This is a genomic window from Desulfatibacillum aliphaticivorans DSM 15576 (assembly GCF_000429905.1).
Lineage (GTDB): Bacteria > Desulfobacterota > Desulfobacteria > Desulfobacterales > Desulfatibacillaceae > Desulfatibacillum > Desulfatibacillum aliphaticivorans.
Window position 1 is genome coordinate 98,626 of the sequence record NZ_AUCT01000012.1, and the last position, 15,790, is coordinate 114,415.

A 15,790-nucleotide genomic window follows, 5' to 3' on the forward strand; every position below is an offset into this window, starting at 1 on the left:
GCCCCAGGGGCGGTCCGTCAATACGGGCCGCCCCTTTGCAAATTAAATAGCCCTTTTCCGGGAAGGCGGCCACTTATTCAAAGATGATAAAAACAGGCGGCAAGATATTCGTATTCCTATTCCTGATCCTACTCGCTGGGCGAACATCCCTTGGAATCGCTCAGACGGGCGATAGCGTTAAGATAGCGGCTATTTTCGCCCAAACCGGCGCCACCGCCCCCATGGACAAGGAGGCCTTTGAGGCTTTGCGCTGGACCTGCCAACGGATTAACCATCAAGGGGGTGTATTGGGCAAACCCGTTAAGGTGCTGGAGTATGATAACCAAAGCACTTCCCTGGGCTCCTTGGCGGCCGGGAAAAAAGCCATCCGGGATGGGGCGACCGCTGTGGTCGGCGCCAGTTGGAGCGCTCATTCCCTGGCCATTGCCCACCTGATGCAGGAAGCAAAGATTCCAATGATAAGCCCCGCCTCGACTAATCCTGCATTAACAAAAATCGGCGACTACATATTTCGGGTGTGCGCTTCAGACGAGTTTTCCGGAAAAGCTTTGGCTGATTTTGCGTCTGAACGCCTGAACGCAAAAACAGTTGTCGTGCTGACCAACGCCAACTCCCAGTTTTCCCGCGATCTGGCGGCCTTTTTCATCGATCAGTTCAATAAAAAAGGCACGGTCCTTTGGGAAGGCGATTACTTGCAGGACGCTTCGGATTTCAGCCAGATACTGGAAAAGGTTAAAAGCCTGCAGCCGGAAGTGGTTTTCGTGCCGGGCTACCCCAGGGATTCGGGATATATTTTGCGTCAGGCCCAAAACATGGGCGTTAAATCAATCTTTCTTGGAGCGGACGGCTGGAACTACCTTATGACGGAGTACGCCGGCAGCGCAGTGAACGGGCATTATTTTTCCGACCTGTGGCATGCAGGCCTGCCCAACCCAAAAAGCAAAGCCTTTTTGGAAGAATACAACAAGGACGGGTTCCAAGTGAAAATCAGCCTGGCGCCCTTGGCCTACGACTCGCTTATGGTGATCGTAAATGCCATAAACAAGGCCGGAACCTTGAATACGGCGGCTATCCGGGACGCTATTGCGGCCACAAAGGATTATGAAGGGGTGACGGGAAACATCTCCTTTAACCAGTTTGGCGACCCGATTAAGCCCATCGTCATACTTAAGTTTGATAATAACCAGCCAATGTACTATATGACCATCAGAAAATGACTTCTCGCTTGGGGTTAGCTGCAACCCGTTTTTACTTGGAAATATTTTGAAAGATCCTCGACTGAAATCAACCATTCGCCGCAAAGTCAATGGCGCCATCCTGCTGACCTCCCTTATCGCCGCCTTGATTTTCGTCGCCGTTCAAATTCCCATGCAGCAGCGGAGGCTTAACTCCACCATGGGCAAGGTGGACACGATTCTCCGCACTTTGGTGGAACGAGACCGGGAGCCGCTGGCCAACGAGATTTTTGAACGCAGCGTCAGAGCGATAAAGATTCGCACCAATGAAATGAGCGATATTCCAGGCATCCTGGATATTTCCGTTTACGACAAACGCGGACGTCTGCTGGCTTCAGACGACCTGCCTTTGTTAAGCCAGCTCATCCCTCCGGCCCGGATAGTCGGCCCCGCGCATGCCACCGACATTCGGCAAATGACTTTCGGCGGCCTGAAAGCCCTGCAGTTCACTAGAACCATCGACGCAGTAGGCGAACATATTGGCTATATTACCATTATATACGACCTGTCCGAGGTGTTGAAGGAGCATAAATACTACTCGTTGCTGAGCATTGCCATGATGCTGTCGGTTTTGGGCTGCGTCGGCCTTTTTCTCAACTTGTTGCTGTCCAAAGGCATCACTCAGCCTATCACGCGTTTGAGAGACGCCATGGACAATATACGCAAGGGCGACCTTGGCGGCCAGGTGGATGTATCGGAACTGGATGAAATAGGCGACCTGTCCCTGGCATTCAATGAAATGTCCCGCGACCTGGAAGAATCTTATAGCCGCATCCAGGACCAGTACCGGGAGTTGCAGAGCAATAGGGAAAAGCTAAATAAAACCAGGATCTTCCTGAACAGCATCCTGGACTCCATGCCTTCCGTTCTTGTGGGGGTGGATGGGGGCGGATTCGTCAATCTGTGGAACAAGGAAACCGAGTCCATGTCAGGCATAAAGGCCTCGGACGCCGTGGGCCGCAGGCTGGAAAACGTGCTGCCTCAAATTTCAGGATTGGTTGAGGATATCAAAGAGGCGCTTAAAAAACGCAAAGGCCAGTTTTCCAAACGAATCACCTTTCACTGGAGCGGCCGGATGTTGACCTGCGACCTCATCATCTATCCCATAGCCATGGATGGAAACGAAAGCGCGGTCATTCGCCTGGACGACGTAACCCGTCGGGTTAAAATTGAAGAAATGATGATTCAATCGGAAAAAATGGTTTCCATCGGCGGACTGGCCGCGGGCATGGCGCACGAAATAAACAATCCTTTGGCTGGCATCGTTCAAAACATCCAGGTGGCCCAAACCCGCCTGAACAGCGAAATGTCCAAGAATCAGGCGGCTGCGGAGGAGTCAGGAATCACCATGGCGGGCCTGAAAAAATATCTGGAATTGCGCGAGGTGAACAGGATTCTGGACTTGGTTCGTACGTCCGGAATTCGGGCCGCCCGCGTGGTTTCCAACATGCTCAGCTTCAGCAGAAAATCCACGCAGGAGTACTCCAGACATAACGTAATGGAGCTATTGGACAACATGGTGGAGCTTTCGGCCAGCGATTTCGACCTGAAAACCAATTACGACTTCAGAAAGATCAGGATCATCCGGGAGTACGACCTGAGCACACCGGAGGTTCTGTGCGAGGGCAACCTGATTCAACAGGTCTTTTTCAACCTGCTGAAAAACGCCGCCCAGGCATTGTGCGAAACGGACGTCGACGACGCCGGCATAAAGGAAATCATTCTTAGGGTGCGGCCGGAGCCGGGATTTGCAAGGATAGAAATGCAGGATAACGGACCGGGAATGCATGAGGACATCCGAAAAAGAATTTTTGAGCCCTTTTACACCACCAAGCCTCCGGGGGCGGGGACCGGCCTGGGGCTCTCGGTTTCATACTTCATCATTACCGACAACCATGGGGGAACCATGCATGTGGACACCTCGCTCGGCCAGGGCGCCCGGTTTGTTATCAGGCTGCCTTATGAACCCATGCAGCCCGAACCCAGCGAAAACCTTTAGGTATGCTGTTTCAAAGCCGCATTGACGGCTTGGGATAAATCGCTTCTTGTCATGGGCTTGTTTATCACCACGTCCACGTCCAGGCTCCTGATTCTTTTCATGGATGCTTCGTCGGAATAGCCGGTGGCCAGAACAATGGGAATGTCAGCCCGAAGTTTTTTCAACTCCCTGGCAAAAGCATCCCCATTGATTCCGGGCATGCTCATATCCACAATGGCCAAATCAAATTGCCCGGGATTAGCGCGAAAGATCTCCAAGGCTTTTAGGGCGTCGGTTTCGCCGACCACGTCATAGCCCTGCCTCTCCAGCATCGCCTTTTGGGTGACGATCAAGGCCTTTTCATCATCCACAACAAGAACATTTTTCGCTTTTCTTGCCGGGCGTTCCTTGGCTGCAACTGTTTTGGTTGGTTTTTTAACTTCAGCCAAAGGCAGGATGATTTCCACCTTCACTCCTTTTCTGCGCCCGCTGCTTACTCTCATGAATCCGCCCATGGATTTGATGAGGCCGTGAACCACAGGGAGCCCCATGCCAGCGCCTTTGCCCACGTCCTTTGTCGTGAAGTATGGCTCCAGAGCGCGATGGGCGATGGCGGGATCCATGCCCTCCCCCGAATCTTCGATCATGAGACGCAGGCAGGGTCCCGGCACGGCGTCCTCATTCCATCCAAGCCACGGCGAGCTTAACTCCAGGTTATCGGTAGAAATCTTGATTTCACCCCCGCTTTTTATTGCCTGGCTGGCATTGGTGCACAAATTGATGAGCACCTGCTTGATCTGGGGAGGCGCAGCCATAACCACATCGTTTTTAGCCGTCAGGTGCGTCTTGATTTCTATACGTGCGGGAATGGAGGAGCGCAGCAGGGTCAAGGATTCCTGTATTACAGGGGTCACAGCCATGGGTTTAAGGTCGGTTTCCGCCTTTCTGGCGAAATCCAGCAATTGTTTGACCACGTCCCTGGCTCGCAAGCAGGCCTCAAGGATGGCATTTATGCTCTGATAGGCCTGGCCGTCTTTGGAGACTTCATCCGAGACGATTTCGGCATGCCCGATTATGATGCTCAAAATATTATTGAAGTCATGGGAAATGCCCCCGGCCAAGGTGCCGACAGCCTCGAGCTTATGCATTTGCAGCCGGTCCTTTTCAGCCTCCAGGGTTTTGGAAATGTCGAACAAAGTGACGGGGACGGCCACAATATTCCCGCTTTTTCCATAGACGGGAAAGGCATTGATTTCCATGGGGATCTTTTCGCCCTGCGCGTCAAGGACATAAAACCGCTCATTCTTGATGCTTTCGCCGGCCAGAGCCCGAATTAAGGGTTTATGCTCAGATGCAATTTCCTTTTCGTCCATATACGAATACAAATGGCACCCCAATTCCGTGGGATCGGGCAGTCGGCCGCCAGCGTCCTCCTGAACAAACTGATCCATAAAGCCTCTCGCCATTTCATTGGCGATCAAAAGACGGGCGTTTCCTACGGAGCCCTCCATTATAAACATGGCGTAAGGCGCCTGCTGGATGGTTTCTTCCAGGATCCGGGTGGTTTTGTACAGGGTGTTTTCAACCTTTTTTCGTTCATCGATGTCGGCCATGGTTCCAATCATTCTGAGCGGCGCCTCGTTTTTCAATCGCTCCACCACCCTGCCCTGGCCTTTCACCCATTTCCAATGCCCCTTGGAGGTTTTCAAACGGTGCTCTTCCAGCCAGACCGGAGTTAAACCCTGCAGATGGTTATTTATAGAATTCAAAACCCTGTCCCTGTCATCGGGATGGATTCTTGACTCCCAGGATTCGTATGCGGGATCAACGGCCTCCTCTTCCAGGATGGCCACCCAGGCAGGATTATAGTAAACACTTCCCCTTACAATATCCCAATCCCACAAACCAAAGCCCAAAGCATCCATGACCAGTTTATGCTTTTTCTCTTTCTCCCGGAGTTCCCTCTGCATGGCCTTAAACTCTGATATATTAACAACCTGGGCCATGACAAACGGCTCTGGAGAACCCGGGATACGCACCATGGAAATCTGAGAAATGCCGTATATGGTTGAGCCGTCTTTGTGGCGATATCTTCTTTCCACCGTATAGCGGCTGATTTTTCCTTCCAGCATGTCCAAAAACTGCTTCACACCGGTTTCCCGGTCATCCGAAAAGGTAATGTCGGTAAAACTCATTCGCATCAATTCTTCCGCGGAATACCCGGATAGATCCACAATGGCTGGATTGGCTTCCACAAACTTGCCCTGTAGGTTGAACAAAGCCACCCCCACCCCGGATTGGTTGAACATGGCCTGAAACTTGGCTTCACTCTCCAGGCCGGCCAACTCCTTTTTTTGCTTCTCGATTAGCTCTGACTGCAAAGATTGGTTTTCGGCTTCCAGTTCTTCTATGCGCTCTTCCAGCCTGGCGTTTTCCAGATGGATTTTCTTTAATGCGTTTTCAAGTTGTTCCTGATCCAAGATTTCGGGCATTTTTAATGCACTCCGGCGTGAGTATTGTTATCCAAGGCATGGCGCGAATTGTCGGCGGTTTATAATAAATTAGGAAAAACAACACGTTAATGCCAATAACGAGTATGGGCCGACTAAAGCCACAGGATGCAATAATCGTGCAAAAAAAACGAGGGGTGCTGGAGGATGGAAAGCCAGACGGGCAGCTTTTAAGATTCCCGCAGCCTGTCCGGGCAAGCATGCTTCCTATTGAACGGCAATCGGAGGCGAGGAAACCCATTCATAGCCCCACATTCCGGCCCGGACTCCCAGGGTAACCTTCTGGCCGATTTCAAATTGTTCATATTGTTTTTCCGAAATCGAAAAGCGGACGTCTCCCTCTTTTCCGCTCCACGGCGCCAAAGAAAGGGAATAGTGGGCGCCCTTGCCGTGATAGACCTTTTTTCCCACCACTTGCGTGGTGTAGAAAACCGCCGGCGAAGAATCCAGGGCTCCGTTGGTGAACATGAAGCCCGCGATGCAGGCCATAAAAAGCGTCATGGGGATGAGAAGCGCAAAAACCATAAACAGGCGGTGGCTTTCAGGCATCTTGCGAAACCAAAGACGGCCGGCGAAAATGAACAACAAAACGCCTATAACGGTGGGTATGATTGAAAAACGAAAGGCGCCCAACATCATGGCCTGACCGCCCAAGGGGGTGTACATCTTTTTCGCGAGGATCATGAGGATCAAGGAAACGATGAGGGGCAGCGAGGTCGCCATAGCCATTATCATGCTTTGCTTTTTATCAAAAAACAGGGCGGATGCGCTGAACGGCTTTACCTGGCCAACCGAATTTCGGGCGGGTTGAAGCGCAGCGCCGACAGCAGCGAACAGTTTGGCGGCTTTGTCCCTTATTTCGTCCGGAGTCAGGGCCAAAAGGTCTTTCTCCGCCAGGGAAGCGAGGGGAATAACCAGGGATGCGCCGGTCTCATCCAGGCGCAAATAATGCGTTTTGGTTTCCAGAAGATCCTGGATTTCATTCAAAGCATCCTGGCGCCATAACACGTGGGCCGCCTTTTCCAAATTATCCGCATGAACGTAATGTTCTTTTAAAAAGTCCTTGTCCGGGATGTCCGGCGGGGACATGAGCCCAAGCCTCTCCCCCCAGGAATCCAAAAACATCCTCTTTCTGACGGCCATAATAAAACCGGCGCTTCCAGGAATGGTGATGACCGCCAGCGCAGGCCCTTTGCCCTGCTTGGCGAATTGCACCTGGTACGGCGTTTCTTCCAGACGGGCTGTCAGGCATTTGCCCCGGACGGCGCCGCTTAGCGGCCCAGCCAATGACTCCAAGACCTTGACGAGTCGCTTCTGCTGCTTCTGATAGGCGATTACGGATATGGCGATAATGAAGCAGACAAACAAGGATAGGAGCAGGATCAAAGTCAAAGGCTGCATCGTACAAGACCTTTCGCTATTTATCAGAGCAATTTAGCTCAACCGGCCGAACTTGTCCGTGTGAAGGCCCGCCGGCCAATCCGTTTAAGCAATGGAATCAATAAAGGCGGAAACAATCAGGCCGCATGATGGGGCGGCTCTTGGGGGGTGAACTTTTTGGTCATGGTCAGAACGTTCTTAGTGTCCTGGGAGAGATAATTCACCTCGTCCATCACCTGTTGGATAATAAAGAGTCCCATGCCGCTCTCAGGCAGGCTGGTTACGTCTTCCGGGTCGAAATCCAGGGCCGCCGGCTTCAGGCCGTCCATGCCTTTGCCCCAATCCCAAACTTCAAATATCATGGATTCCTTGTCAGCCCGGCAGATTACGGCCAGCTCCTTGCCCTTGGGATCCTCATAAGCGTGCTTGACCACGTTGATCACCGCTTCCACCACGCAGGTCTCAATGAGGTATCCTTCCAATTTGGTAAAGGGGTAGTGGGAGCAAATGCCGTTCACGGCAAGCCCTACCAAAAAGACCTGCTTCAAATCCGCTTCCACGACCATTTTGATTTCCACGGCCACGCCTATCTCCTGTGATTATACAAGCAACGACGATCAACCGGGCGCTAATCAAGAATGCCACAAAAAATCCGGCAGGTCAAAGGCAATGACGGCCCGCCGGAAAACCGGCGGACCTATCAAAAAGTGAAAGCAATTCACGTTTTCCCGCCCATTGGCAAGTTGGGAAATTAGCCTATATCAGGGCGGCCGAACCGTTTAAAAAGCGCGTAAAAACCTTTTTTTCCAGATCCAGCGCCTGGCCCGCGGACAGGTTGTGTCCGTCGTTGATCAGTTTTCTGTAGCCGGGCAGAAAATCCGCCTTGGTTTTACAAATGTCCCGGGCTATTTCCATAACCCGCGGCATCAATTGATCGGGCTCCACGATCTCGTTCACCAGCCCTAAATTCAAGGCTTGTTGGGCGGTGATATCCATTCCGGTAAGGCTGATCTGGCGTGCCATGCGGATTCCCACGGCCCGGGAAAGCAGTTGGGACATGCCCCAGCCGGGATAAATTCCCAAGAGGGCGTGGGTATCCCTGAAAACGGCTGATGGTGCGGCAATGAGAAAATCGCAGTTCAGGGCGATTTCAAAGGCGCCGGTGATGGCCGGGCCGTTAATGGCGCCGATAAAAGGCTTGTTGCAGGACTTCATGAAATCCGTCAGATAAACCCCGTCCCCCCTTGGATCCATCATATTGTCAGTGGCGAGGCAGTTCAAATCCAGGCCGGCGCTGAAGGATGATCCGGCGCCGGTGATGACCGCGACCCGGATGGAGTCGTCGCTTTTCACCACGTCCAAATGTCCGTACAAATGCGTCAGCAAATCCTGGTTCAATGCGTTGCGTTTTTCAGGCCTGTTCAGCGTCAGAATGGCGACGCTGTCTTCTTTTCTGAATAAAACTGGTTTCTCCATCTTGTCTCCCGCTCGATAAGGATTATCTTTTTCAAAAAAGGATTGTTCATTTTGGACCCCTCCGAGACGGACCATAACCTTTTCATTTTTTTCAGGCAACCGTTAAGCCAACCCTTTTCAAAGGAGAAATCATGGAAAATCGCATTGCCAGACTGGAAGCCCGGATCGATCAACTGGAAAAGGAAGTGGCGGAGCTGAAAAAGGCCGCCGGACTATCCGACGACAAGGGGAAAAAAGCCCCCATGTCCGGGAATGAAGAGGCATTGCTAAGCGCGTGCAGGTCCGCCGGAGCCGTTTCAAAACGGGTGAAAATAGGCAAACTGCGGGAGGATTTGGGCTGGGACGCCAAGGATTTTGACGACGCCCTGGACGCCTTGGCCAAGGCCGGAAGGATTCTATTGCATCAGGGGTCCATGGGGCTGAGCCTCTCCAACATGGACAGCATGTTCATGGGGGATAACGGAGAGAGCTTTACGGAAGTTTCGATTCCATAGTTTTTTTATCAGTGAGTTGGATAATCCGCCCATGTCCGGCCCGGCGGGCCGTGTTTGTGAAGCGCCGCCAGGGGCGAGGGCTGACGAAGCCCTCTCCGCCTCTCCCCAGGGACAAGGGAGAAGGGGAAAAGCCCGCCCCTCGATTTATCCGTCTCATTCGCCGGCGAGGCGGGGCGGCTTTTTCTCCTGCGGCCGGCCGGTAGTCGGCGCCGGACCCCCGTGCGGCATTTTGCCGCAATATGCGGCCTTTTTTCCTGATAGATTTTGTAAAAAGACAGAGATGGGATTTGTTCCGGCATGCTGAACGCCTTGGGGGCATTTTCTGATCGGTCAGTTGAAACGCCCTAATTAAGAGGGTCTTCCATCATTAGCCGCCTGGCCGTCATGTGAAATTTTTCTTTTAGTTCAAGCCGAGTCTGGTTTTGGCATATTTGATGCTTTTCAACTCCTCCCAAGTAAACCTTCGGGCGGGGTGCTATTCATTTAAAGGAACTGTTAATCATGCGCGAGTCAATTCTCCCAGCGTCTCCCATTCCCATCGAAGACGGCGAAGAAGCCTGTCCCGGGATAGAACCGCCTGTAACGGGGGCTTTCGCCGGCATCAAGCCGACCTATGAGCAGTTGCTGGCGCGCGTTGAAGAACTGGAACGGGAAAACCGGGCTCTTAAAAAATATAAAAGCCAGCAAAAAAAGCTGGAGCAGGAGCTTTCGGACACCCTAACCAAGGTGCTGGCCGGCTACCTGCCCATTTGTGCGCGCTGCAAACGCATTCGTGAGGAAAACGGGGTCTGGAAACAGTTGGAAACCTATATCCAGGCCCACAGCGAGGTGGTTTTTTCCCACAGCCTGTGTCCCGCCTGCGCCAAGAGTTTTTATCCGGAATTTCTGCCCCCCGAGGAGGAATAGCCTTTTCCTCCGTTTTTCCTTTTATCAAATAGCGCTCACTAATTTCCCCTGTTATTTTCCTCGTTGCAATCCCCTAATCTTTTCCTGATCATTTGCTATTTGAACATTTCGTTTTTTTTTGATATAATGATTTTAAATGGTTATTAAGCCATATGCACCTTTAGCCGGGGATGGGCGGCCGCCTGAAGACGCACGCCCATTTCATCATCCCCAATTATCAGGCAACCCCTCTTGATTGCGGGAAAGGAGTCGCTTTATTCATGGCTGGAAAGCATCCCGAATGCCCCCTTTACAATCCGGTCAATTGCAGGGAATATTACAATCCCAAGGTTTGCGCCGTTGTGAGAGCAGACAAGGTCTGCCTGAAAAAACGCAAGGCCAAAAACACCAAAGCCTCTTCCGGAGATAAAGGCGGGTCCGGGGCTCCCGTGTTGGCCGCCGCCGGCGAATCCAAAGCCCCATAGACTCCGGATTATGAAGAAGAACGCCCGCATCCTGCGGAGGCGCTGTTTTCCCTGCTCAGGCGCCCAAGTGCAGTGCAGCCTAATGACGCGATTTCCCACGCTCTTGTTTTAGGCCTTCCTTTTTGCCTGCCCATCTTGTATGTCTGACCTAAATTCTTTCCAACGGCAGGTGAGTCATGAAAAAAAGCAACGATCAATCCATCAATCGCCCTTTTGAAGGCCTTACCAAAATCATAAAAGACAGAGGCTACAGCCTTCCTGAAGAGCCGAAAAACAGCGAAAAGCCCCATGCCGGCCAGGACGCTCCCGCCGGACGCCTTACCCGCGATATGGACGATGACAAACTTTTCGCCCTGTGGATGTCTGACGTAAAGCGCCTGCCTCATGACGAACGCCTGGATGAGGAGCCTCTCACATCCGCCTCCCCTTCCGAGACAGCCATGGACCCGGACGAACAGGTGCGCAAGGAGTTGGAGTCCTTGGTGGCTGGAGGATCGGGATTCAAGGTCAGCCAGACTTCGGAATACGTGGCCGGAACGGGCTACGGGGTGTCCTCCGATGTCGCCCGCCGTCTGCACAAAGGGGATTTTTCCATCCAGGCGCATATCGACCTCCACGGCATGGACGCCGCAGACGCCCAAAAAGCCTTTGACGCCTTTTTCGAGCAGGCCATAGCCTCCCATAAGCGCACGGTGCTTGTCATTCACGGCCGCGGCCTCTCCTCCCCCGGCAAACCCGTGCTTAAGTCCAAGGTCCTATCCTGGCTCATCTCCGGCCAATGGCGCAAATGGGTCCTTGCCTTCGCCAGCGCCCGGGCCTGCGACGGCGGGGCCGGCGCCACCCTGGTTTTGCTGCGCAACCGTCCTGTGGGGGCGGGCCAGAGGAAGCGTTGGGCCAAGAAGGGCTTCGGCCCCGGCTATGTGGTTCAGCCCCGGATTTGATGACCCATTCAGCGGGTATTTTCACGCCTCTAAACACCGACTACACAGTTTCTCCTTTAAAAACGGATTATTATAATCCAGTCAATTTTTTCTTGTCACCTGTTGAAAAATGAGGTAATACTCATTTGCTGGGATACACGGCGACCCGGGGACGTGAACGGCCGGCTTCAACAGCCCAAATTCATTTGAATTCCGCCCCGGCGCTGTAAAATAAAATGGCGCCTGAAAGGAGAAAACATGGCACAACTAATCGCAGATAGAAGAGACATCGACTTCGTGCTCTTTGAGCAGATGAAGGCCGACGAACTTGCAAAGACCGACAAGTTCGCCGAGTTCAACAAAAAAACCATCGATCTGATTGTAAACGAGGCAAGGAACCTGGCCATCAAGGAAATCCTGCCCACCAACGCAGACGGAGACAAAGGCTGCGTTTTCGAGAACAACAAAGTTACAGTGCCTGAGTCTTTTCACAGACCTTACGAGCTGTTATGCGAAGGCGAATGGGTGGCCATGCAGGAAGATCCCGAAGTCGGCGGACAGGGAATGCCCGCTATGGTGGCCCAGGCCGCCGGCGAATACTTCGTGGGCGCCAACTGCGCATTCATGATGTACCCCGGCCTGTCCCACGGCGCAGGCCACCTTGTCGAGGTGTTCGGCACCGACAAGCAGAAAGAACTCTACCTGAAGAACATGTACACCGGTAAATGGGGCGGCACCATGCTCCTGACCGAACCCGAAGCCGGCTCCGACGTGGGCGCCCTGACCACCACGGCCAAGCCCAACGGCGACGGCACCTACTCCATCTCCGGAACCAAGATCTTCATCTCCGGCGGCGAGCATGACCTGACCGAAAACATCATCCACCCCGTGCTGGCCCGCATTGAAGGCGCTCCCGCAGGAACCGCAGGCATCTCCCTGTTTGCAGTGCCCAAGATCTGGGTGAACGACGACGGCTCCCTGGGCGAAGACAACGACGTGGTCTGCGACCGCATCGAAGAAAAAATGGGCATCCACGGATCCTGCACCTGCGTCCTGACCCTGGGCGGCAAAGGCAAGTGCAAGGGCACCCTGCTGGGCGAAGAAAACAAGGGCATGCGCGCCATGTTCCAGATGATGAACGAAGCCCGCCTGGGCGTCGGCCTCCAGGGCTTCTCCATGGCAAGCTGCGCCTACATGTACGCCCTGGACTACACCAGGCAGCGCAAACAGGGCAAAAACCTGCTGGAATTCGCCAATCCCGATGCCCAGTCCGTGACCATCATCAACCATCCCGACGTACGCCGCATGCTCATGACCATGAAGGCTTACATCGACGGCATGCGCTCCTTCCTGTACTTCGTGGGCAACTGCTTTGACAGGCACAAGACCGCAGGCAACGAAGAAGAAGCCGAAAAATACATGAACCTGATCGAAGTCCTGATTCCCGTGATCAAGGCTTACTGCACGGACCGCGCTTTTGACGTGTGCTCCCTGGCCGTCCAGTCCTACGGCGGTTACGGCTACACCAAGGAATACCCGGTCGAGCAGCTCCTCAGGGACACCAAGATCACCTGCATCTACGAAGGCACCAACGGCATCCAGGCCATGGACCTCCTGGGCCGCAAGCTGGGCATGAAGGGCGGCAAGCCTTTTATGGAACTCATGGGCGTTATGATGCAGACCGTGGCCGAAGCCAAGGAAGCCGGCCTGGAAGACCTGGCCGCCAAGGTGGAAGCAGCCGTGAACGGCGCCGGCGAAGTCGCCATGCTCATGGGCAAAACCGCCATGTCCGAAAAGGTCCTGACCGCTTTCGCCCACGCCTGTCCTTTCCAGGATGTGCTCGGCGACACCATCATGGGGTGGATGCACCTGTGGCGCGCCACCATCGCAACCAACAAGGTGGAAAAAGCCAAATCCAAGGACAAACCCTTCTACGAAGGCCTGATCAAGACCGCTAACTTCTACATCAACAGCTTCCTGCCCATCACCGAGGGCAAACGGAACTCCATCAAAGCCATGGAATCCGCCGCTGTGGATATGACGGAAGACGCATTCGCCGGTAAATAACAGCGATACCGACCATAAAAAAAAACCCCCTGCCGTACGGCGGGGGGGTTTTTATTGGATTATCAGGAAGTCACGATCAATCAATGAACTTCTGGGGAAGATCGGGCATATCTACGACCTTGTTGGGCAGCAGCATCAAAGTGGCCGTGCCGTGAGCCACGTCCCGGCCCTTGGCGTCCGTCACATGGGCCTGGCCGAGACACAATGTCTTGCCCACCTTCAGGCAATCTCCGTTCACCCGCAGGCTGCCCGTGGAAACGGCAGCCATGTAATTCAGCTTCAACTCCACGGTGGTCAGGCCCACGTCATCGGGAATCTGGGAATGCACCGCCCAAAACACGCCGGCTTCCACCAGCGACGCGCATACCCCGCCATGGATGATTCCAAAGGGCTGCATGTGCTTGGGATGAATCTCCAGGTCAAGGTAGGATTTCCCGTATCTCACCCCGTCCAAATGGATGGACATAAGCTGAAAAAAAGGGCACGCATTCACATACTCCGAAAAATAATCTACATAAGCTGGGTTTAGTTTTTTCATTCTTTCAGGCCGGCTCCTTTATTGAGCGCACCCGCACGAGCATAAGGCGTTGATTGAGGAAAAATCCCCCCCCCGTGATAACCCTATTGCCAATGCAAGGCCGCGAAGTGTATAAACAGCGAAGGATGAATTATGTATGTTCTTATTTTGATTGTCAATAATTAGAAAAAAGCCATGCTGGAAAAACGACTAAAAAGACAGGTTATTGCAAGGGAGCACACGTTTTTTATCCCGACTTCTTTGGGCCTGGAAAAAATCTGCGCCAAACAGGTTCGGTCCCTGGGCCTGGAGGCCTCCGCCTCGGGAGAAGGCGGCGTGACCTTTCAAGGCAAACTGACGGACATGTACAAGGCCTGCCTGCATCTGTCCCTGGCCAATCGCGTGCTCATGCGGATTCATGAATTCAAGGCGGCCCATTTTGCAGCATTGGAAAAGGCTGTGGAGGGCATCCCCTGGGAGCTGTATTTGCCTTTATCATGTCCGATCAATATCCGGGTTACAGCCCGGAAATCCAAGCTCTACCACTCCCAGGCCATCGCCGAGCGGGTGGAAAAGGCGATTCTTCAACAGCTTGAAAAATATGGAGAAAGGGTCAAGGGCGCGGAAGAGCCGACGCCCCAGGAAATATTCGTCAGGGCAGTCTCCGACCGGTTCACCCTGTCCATCGACGCCTGCGGGGAGCTCTTGCACAAACGGGGATTCAAGGAAAGCGAAGGGCGGGCGCCCATCCGGGAAACCCTGGCCGCGGCCATCCTGGAATTCGCCGGATACGACGGGACCCTGCCCCTGATGGACCCCATGTGCGGCAGCGGGGCTTTCTCTACTGAGGCCGCCCTCATTGCCGCCAATATCCCGCCGGGCTGGAATCGGGACTTTGCCTTCTCTTCCTGGCCCGCCTTTAAAAAGCAGCAATGGCTTTACTTACGATCCCAGGCCGAAAAGCAATTTAAAAACATAACCCAGCCCCTTGTTTTTGCGTCGGACATCGACCAAAACGCCTGCTCTCTTTTACTAGAAACCCTTGAGCGTCAAGGCCTGGACCGCATAGTAAAGGTTTCAAATGAGGATATCCTCAGACTCACGCCGCCAAAACAAGTCTCAAATCCGGGCCTCATCGTCGTCAATCCGCCCTACGGACTGCGCCTGGGAACCGTCCCCCAGGCCAGGGAACTCTTTGCATCCCTCTGCAATCGCCTCGCCGACCAATTCCAAGGCTGGACACTGGCCGCCCTCGTCCCCCATAAGGACTGGACGCCCCTCCTCCCCTTCTCCGCCCAACCCTTCCAAAAGATACTCCACCACGGCGGCCTTAAAATCCCCCTCCTGATCGGAAAAATCACAAACAAAAAATGAAAAACTAAATGACATAAGGATTTAGGATAAATGAAATTTTCCTGATCGGCATGCAAGACCCGGGGCAACGAGTGTCTTCCTGGACCTGGCAGGCCAGTTCTTTCCTGCCCGGACGACAGGGTTGCTGTTTGATGGGAATTGAAGATGGCGCCTCCGGAACCCTATATATAACCAATTGTAATCATTCATTAAATTAGTATTTTGTTGACAAGCACAGTATTACCCTATATAGACAGTTAAAAAATCGGTATTTGAGAAATCAAACCTGATATAATTAGTGGGTTGCTATATGTAAAACAGCCTTCTTTGGCTTTTTGCCAGGCCATCATGTATTTAGCCTATACACAGCCCCCGTACTGTTCTCAGGAGAATTCCTATGTCGCGTCGCTCTTTGGCTGTGAATCCAATCGGTTTGCTGCTTCTTCTGTTGGCTCAACTTTTCCTGTCCGCCCCCGCGTCCGCCCAGGTA

Annotated in this window: 13 protein-coding genes; 8 read left to right on the forward strand and 5 right to left on the reverse strand. The window is 53.2% G+C overall.

Annotation, left to right across the window (positions count from 1 at the left end):
* Positions 1-83: 83 nt before the first annotated feature.
* Together G491_RS30740 and G491_RS33900 are read left to right on the forward strand one after the other, a co-directional pair.
* Positions 84-1,217: an ABC transporter substrate-binding protein gene (locus G491_RS30740; RefSeq protein WP_051327243.1), complete on the forward strand. Its 1,134-nt coding sequence runs from the start codon at positions 84-86 to the stop codon at positions 1,215-1,217.
* 46 nt (positions 1,218-1,263) lie between these two features.
* Positions 1,264-3,234, forward strand: a complete 1,971-nt coding sequence (locus G491_RS33900) for a sensor histidine kinase (protein WP_051327244.1) — start codon at positions 1,264-1,266, stop codon at positions 3,232-3,234.
* Here the strand turns inward: G491_RS33900 and G491_RS0113360 are convergent.
* The 4 genes from G491_RS0113360 to G491_RS0113380 all read right to left on the reverse strand — a co-directional run bounded on the left by G491_RS0113360 (position 3,231) and on the right by G491_RS0113380 (position 8,579).
* Positions 3,231-5,705, reverse strand: coding sequence for a PAS domain S-box protein (locus G491_RS0113360; protein ID WP_028314957.1), 2,475 nt, complete (start codon positions 5,703-5,705; stop codon positions 3,231-3,233). The two genes, G491_RS33900 and G491_RS0113360, sit on opposite strands and share 4 nt — an antisense overlap.
* A 225-nt stretch (positions 5,706-5,930) precedes the next feature.
* A complete protein-coding gene (locus G491_RS0113365; RefSeq protein ID WP_028314958.1) occupies positions 5,931-7,124 on the reverse strand; it encodes a hypothetical protein in 1,194 nt (397 codons plus the stop codon).
* Positions 7,125-7,240: 116 nt separating this feature from the next.
* Positions 7,241-7,687, reverse strand: coding sequence for an ATP-binding protein (locus G491_RS0113370; RefSeq protein WP_051327245.1), 447 nt, complete (start codon positions 7,685-7,687; stop codon positions 7,241-7,243).
* A gap of 172 nt (positions 7,688-7,859) precedes the next feature.
* Entirely contained in the window at positions 7,860-8,579 is a 720-nt protein-coding gene (locus G491_RS0113380; RefSeq protein ID WP_028314960.1) for an enoyl-CoA hydratase, read from the reverse strand.
* A gap of 131 nt (positions 8,580-8,710) precedes the next feature.
* Between G491_RS0113380 and G491_RS0113385 the strand changes: the two genes are divergently transcribed.
* The 5 genes from G491_RS0113385 (at position 8,711) to G491_RS0113405 (ending at position 13,430) form a co-directional block, all read left to right on the forward strand.
* Positions 8,711-9,073, forward strand: a complete 363-nt coding sequence (locus G491_RS0113385) for a hypothetical protein (RefSeq protein ID WP_028314961.1) — start codon at positions 8,711-8,713, stop codon at positions 9,071-9,073.
* A 501-nt stretch (positions 9,074-9,574) separates the two neighbouring features.
* Positions 9,575-9,979, forward strand: a complete 405-nt coding sequence (locus G491_RS33905; RefSeq protein WP_012610175.1) for a hypothetical protein — start codon at positions 9,575-9,577, stop codon at positions 9,977-9,979.
* Positions 9,980-10,239: 260 nt separating this feature from the next.
* Positions 10,240-10,443, forward strand: coding sequence for a hypothetical protein (locus G491_RS30755; protein ID WP_012610176.1), 204 nt, complete (start codon positions 10,240-10,242; stop codon positions 10,441-10,443).
* Positions 10,444-10,619: 176 nt separating this feature from the next.
* The gene (locus G491_RS33910) at positions 10,620-11,384 is read left to right on the forward strand and encodes a Smr/MutS family protein (protein ID WP_051327246.1); all 765 of its coding nucleotides are present in this window, start codon (positions 10,620-10,622) and stop codon (positions 11,382-11,384) included.
* Positions 11,385-11,621: 237 nt separating this feature from the next.
* Complete coding sequence (locus G491_RS0113405) at positions 11,622-13,430, forward strand: acyl-CoA dehydrogenase (protein ID WP_028314962.1); 1,809 nt, start codon at positions 11,622-11,624, stop codon at positions 13,428-13,430.
* A 76-nt stretch (positions 13,431-13,506) separates the two neighbouring features.
* Here G491_RS0113405 and G491_RS0113410 read toward each other — a convergent pair whose 3' ends face one another.
* Positions 13,507-13,968: a PaaI family thioesterase gene (locus G491_RS0113410; RefSeq protein ID WP_012610179.1), complete on the reverse strand. Its 462-nt coding sequence runs from the start codon at positions 13,966-13,968 to the stop codon at positions 13,507-13,509.
* 174 nt (positions 13,969-14,142) lie between these two features.
* On the opposite strand from G491_RS0113410, the gene G491_RS30765 reads away from it, so the two are divergent.
* Positions 14,143-15,321, forward strand: a complete 1,179-nt coding sequence (locus G491_RS30765; protein WP_051327247.1) for a THUMP domain-containing class I SAM-dependent RNA methyltransferase — start codon at positions 14,143-14,145, stop codon at positions 15,319-15,321.
* Positions 15,322-15,790: the final 469 nt, after the last annotated feature.

What these genes read in the sequence shown, in the direction of transcription:
- G491_RS0113410 (WP_012610179.1), bottom strand. Translation starts at nt 13,968, where the DNA reads ATGAAAAAACTAAACCCAGCTTATGTAGATTATTTTTCGGAGTATGTG.
- G491_RS33905 (WP_012610175.1), top strand. Translation starts at nt 9,575, where the DNA reads ATGCGCGAGTCAATTCTCCCAGCGTCTCCCATTCCCATCGAAGACGGC.
- G491_RS0113360 (WP_028314957.1), bottom strand. Translation starts at nt 5,705, where the DNA reads ATGCCCGAAATCTTGGATCAGGAACAACTTGAAAACGCATTAAAGAAA.
- G491_RS0113380 (WP_028314960.1), bottom strand. Translation starts at nt 8,579, where the DNA reads ATGGAGAAACCAGTTTTATTCAGAAAAGAAGACAGCGTCGCCATTCTG.
- G491_RS0113385 (WP_028314961.1), top strand. Translation starts at nt 8,711, where the DNA reads ATGGAAAATCGCATTGCCAGACTGGAAGCCCGGATCGATCAACTGGAA.
- G491_RS30740 (WP_051327243.1), top strand. Translation starts at nt 84, where the DNA reads ATGATAAAAACAGGCGGCAAGATATTCGTATTCCTATTCCTGATCCTA.
- G491_RS0113365 (WP_028314958.1), bottom strand. Translation starts at nt 7,124, where the DNA reads ATGCAGCCTTTGACTTTGATCCTGCTCCTATCCTTGTTTGTCTGCTTC.
- G491_RS0113405 (WP_028314962.1), top strand. Translation starts at nt 11,622, where the DNA reads ATGGCACAACTAATCGCAGATAGAAGAGACATCGACTTCGTGCTCTTT.
- G491_RS30765 (WP_051327247.1), top strand. Translation starts at nt 14,143, where the DNA reads ATGCTGGAAAAACGACTAAAAAGACAGGTTATTGCAAGGGAGCACACG.
- G491_RS33910 (WP_051327246.1), top strand. Translation starts at nt 10,620, where the DNA reads ATGAAAAAAAGCAACGATCAATCCATCAATCGCCCTTTTGAAGGCCTT.
- G491_RS30755 (WP_012610176.1), top strand. Translation starts at nt 10,240, where the DNA reads ATGGCTGGAAAGCATCCCGAATGCCCCCTTTACAATCCGGTCAATTGC.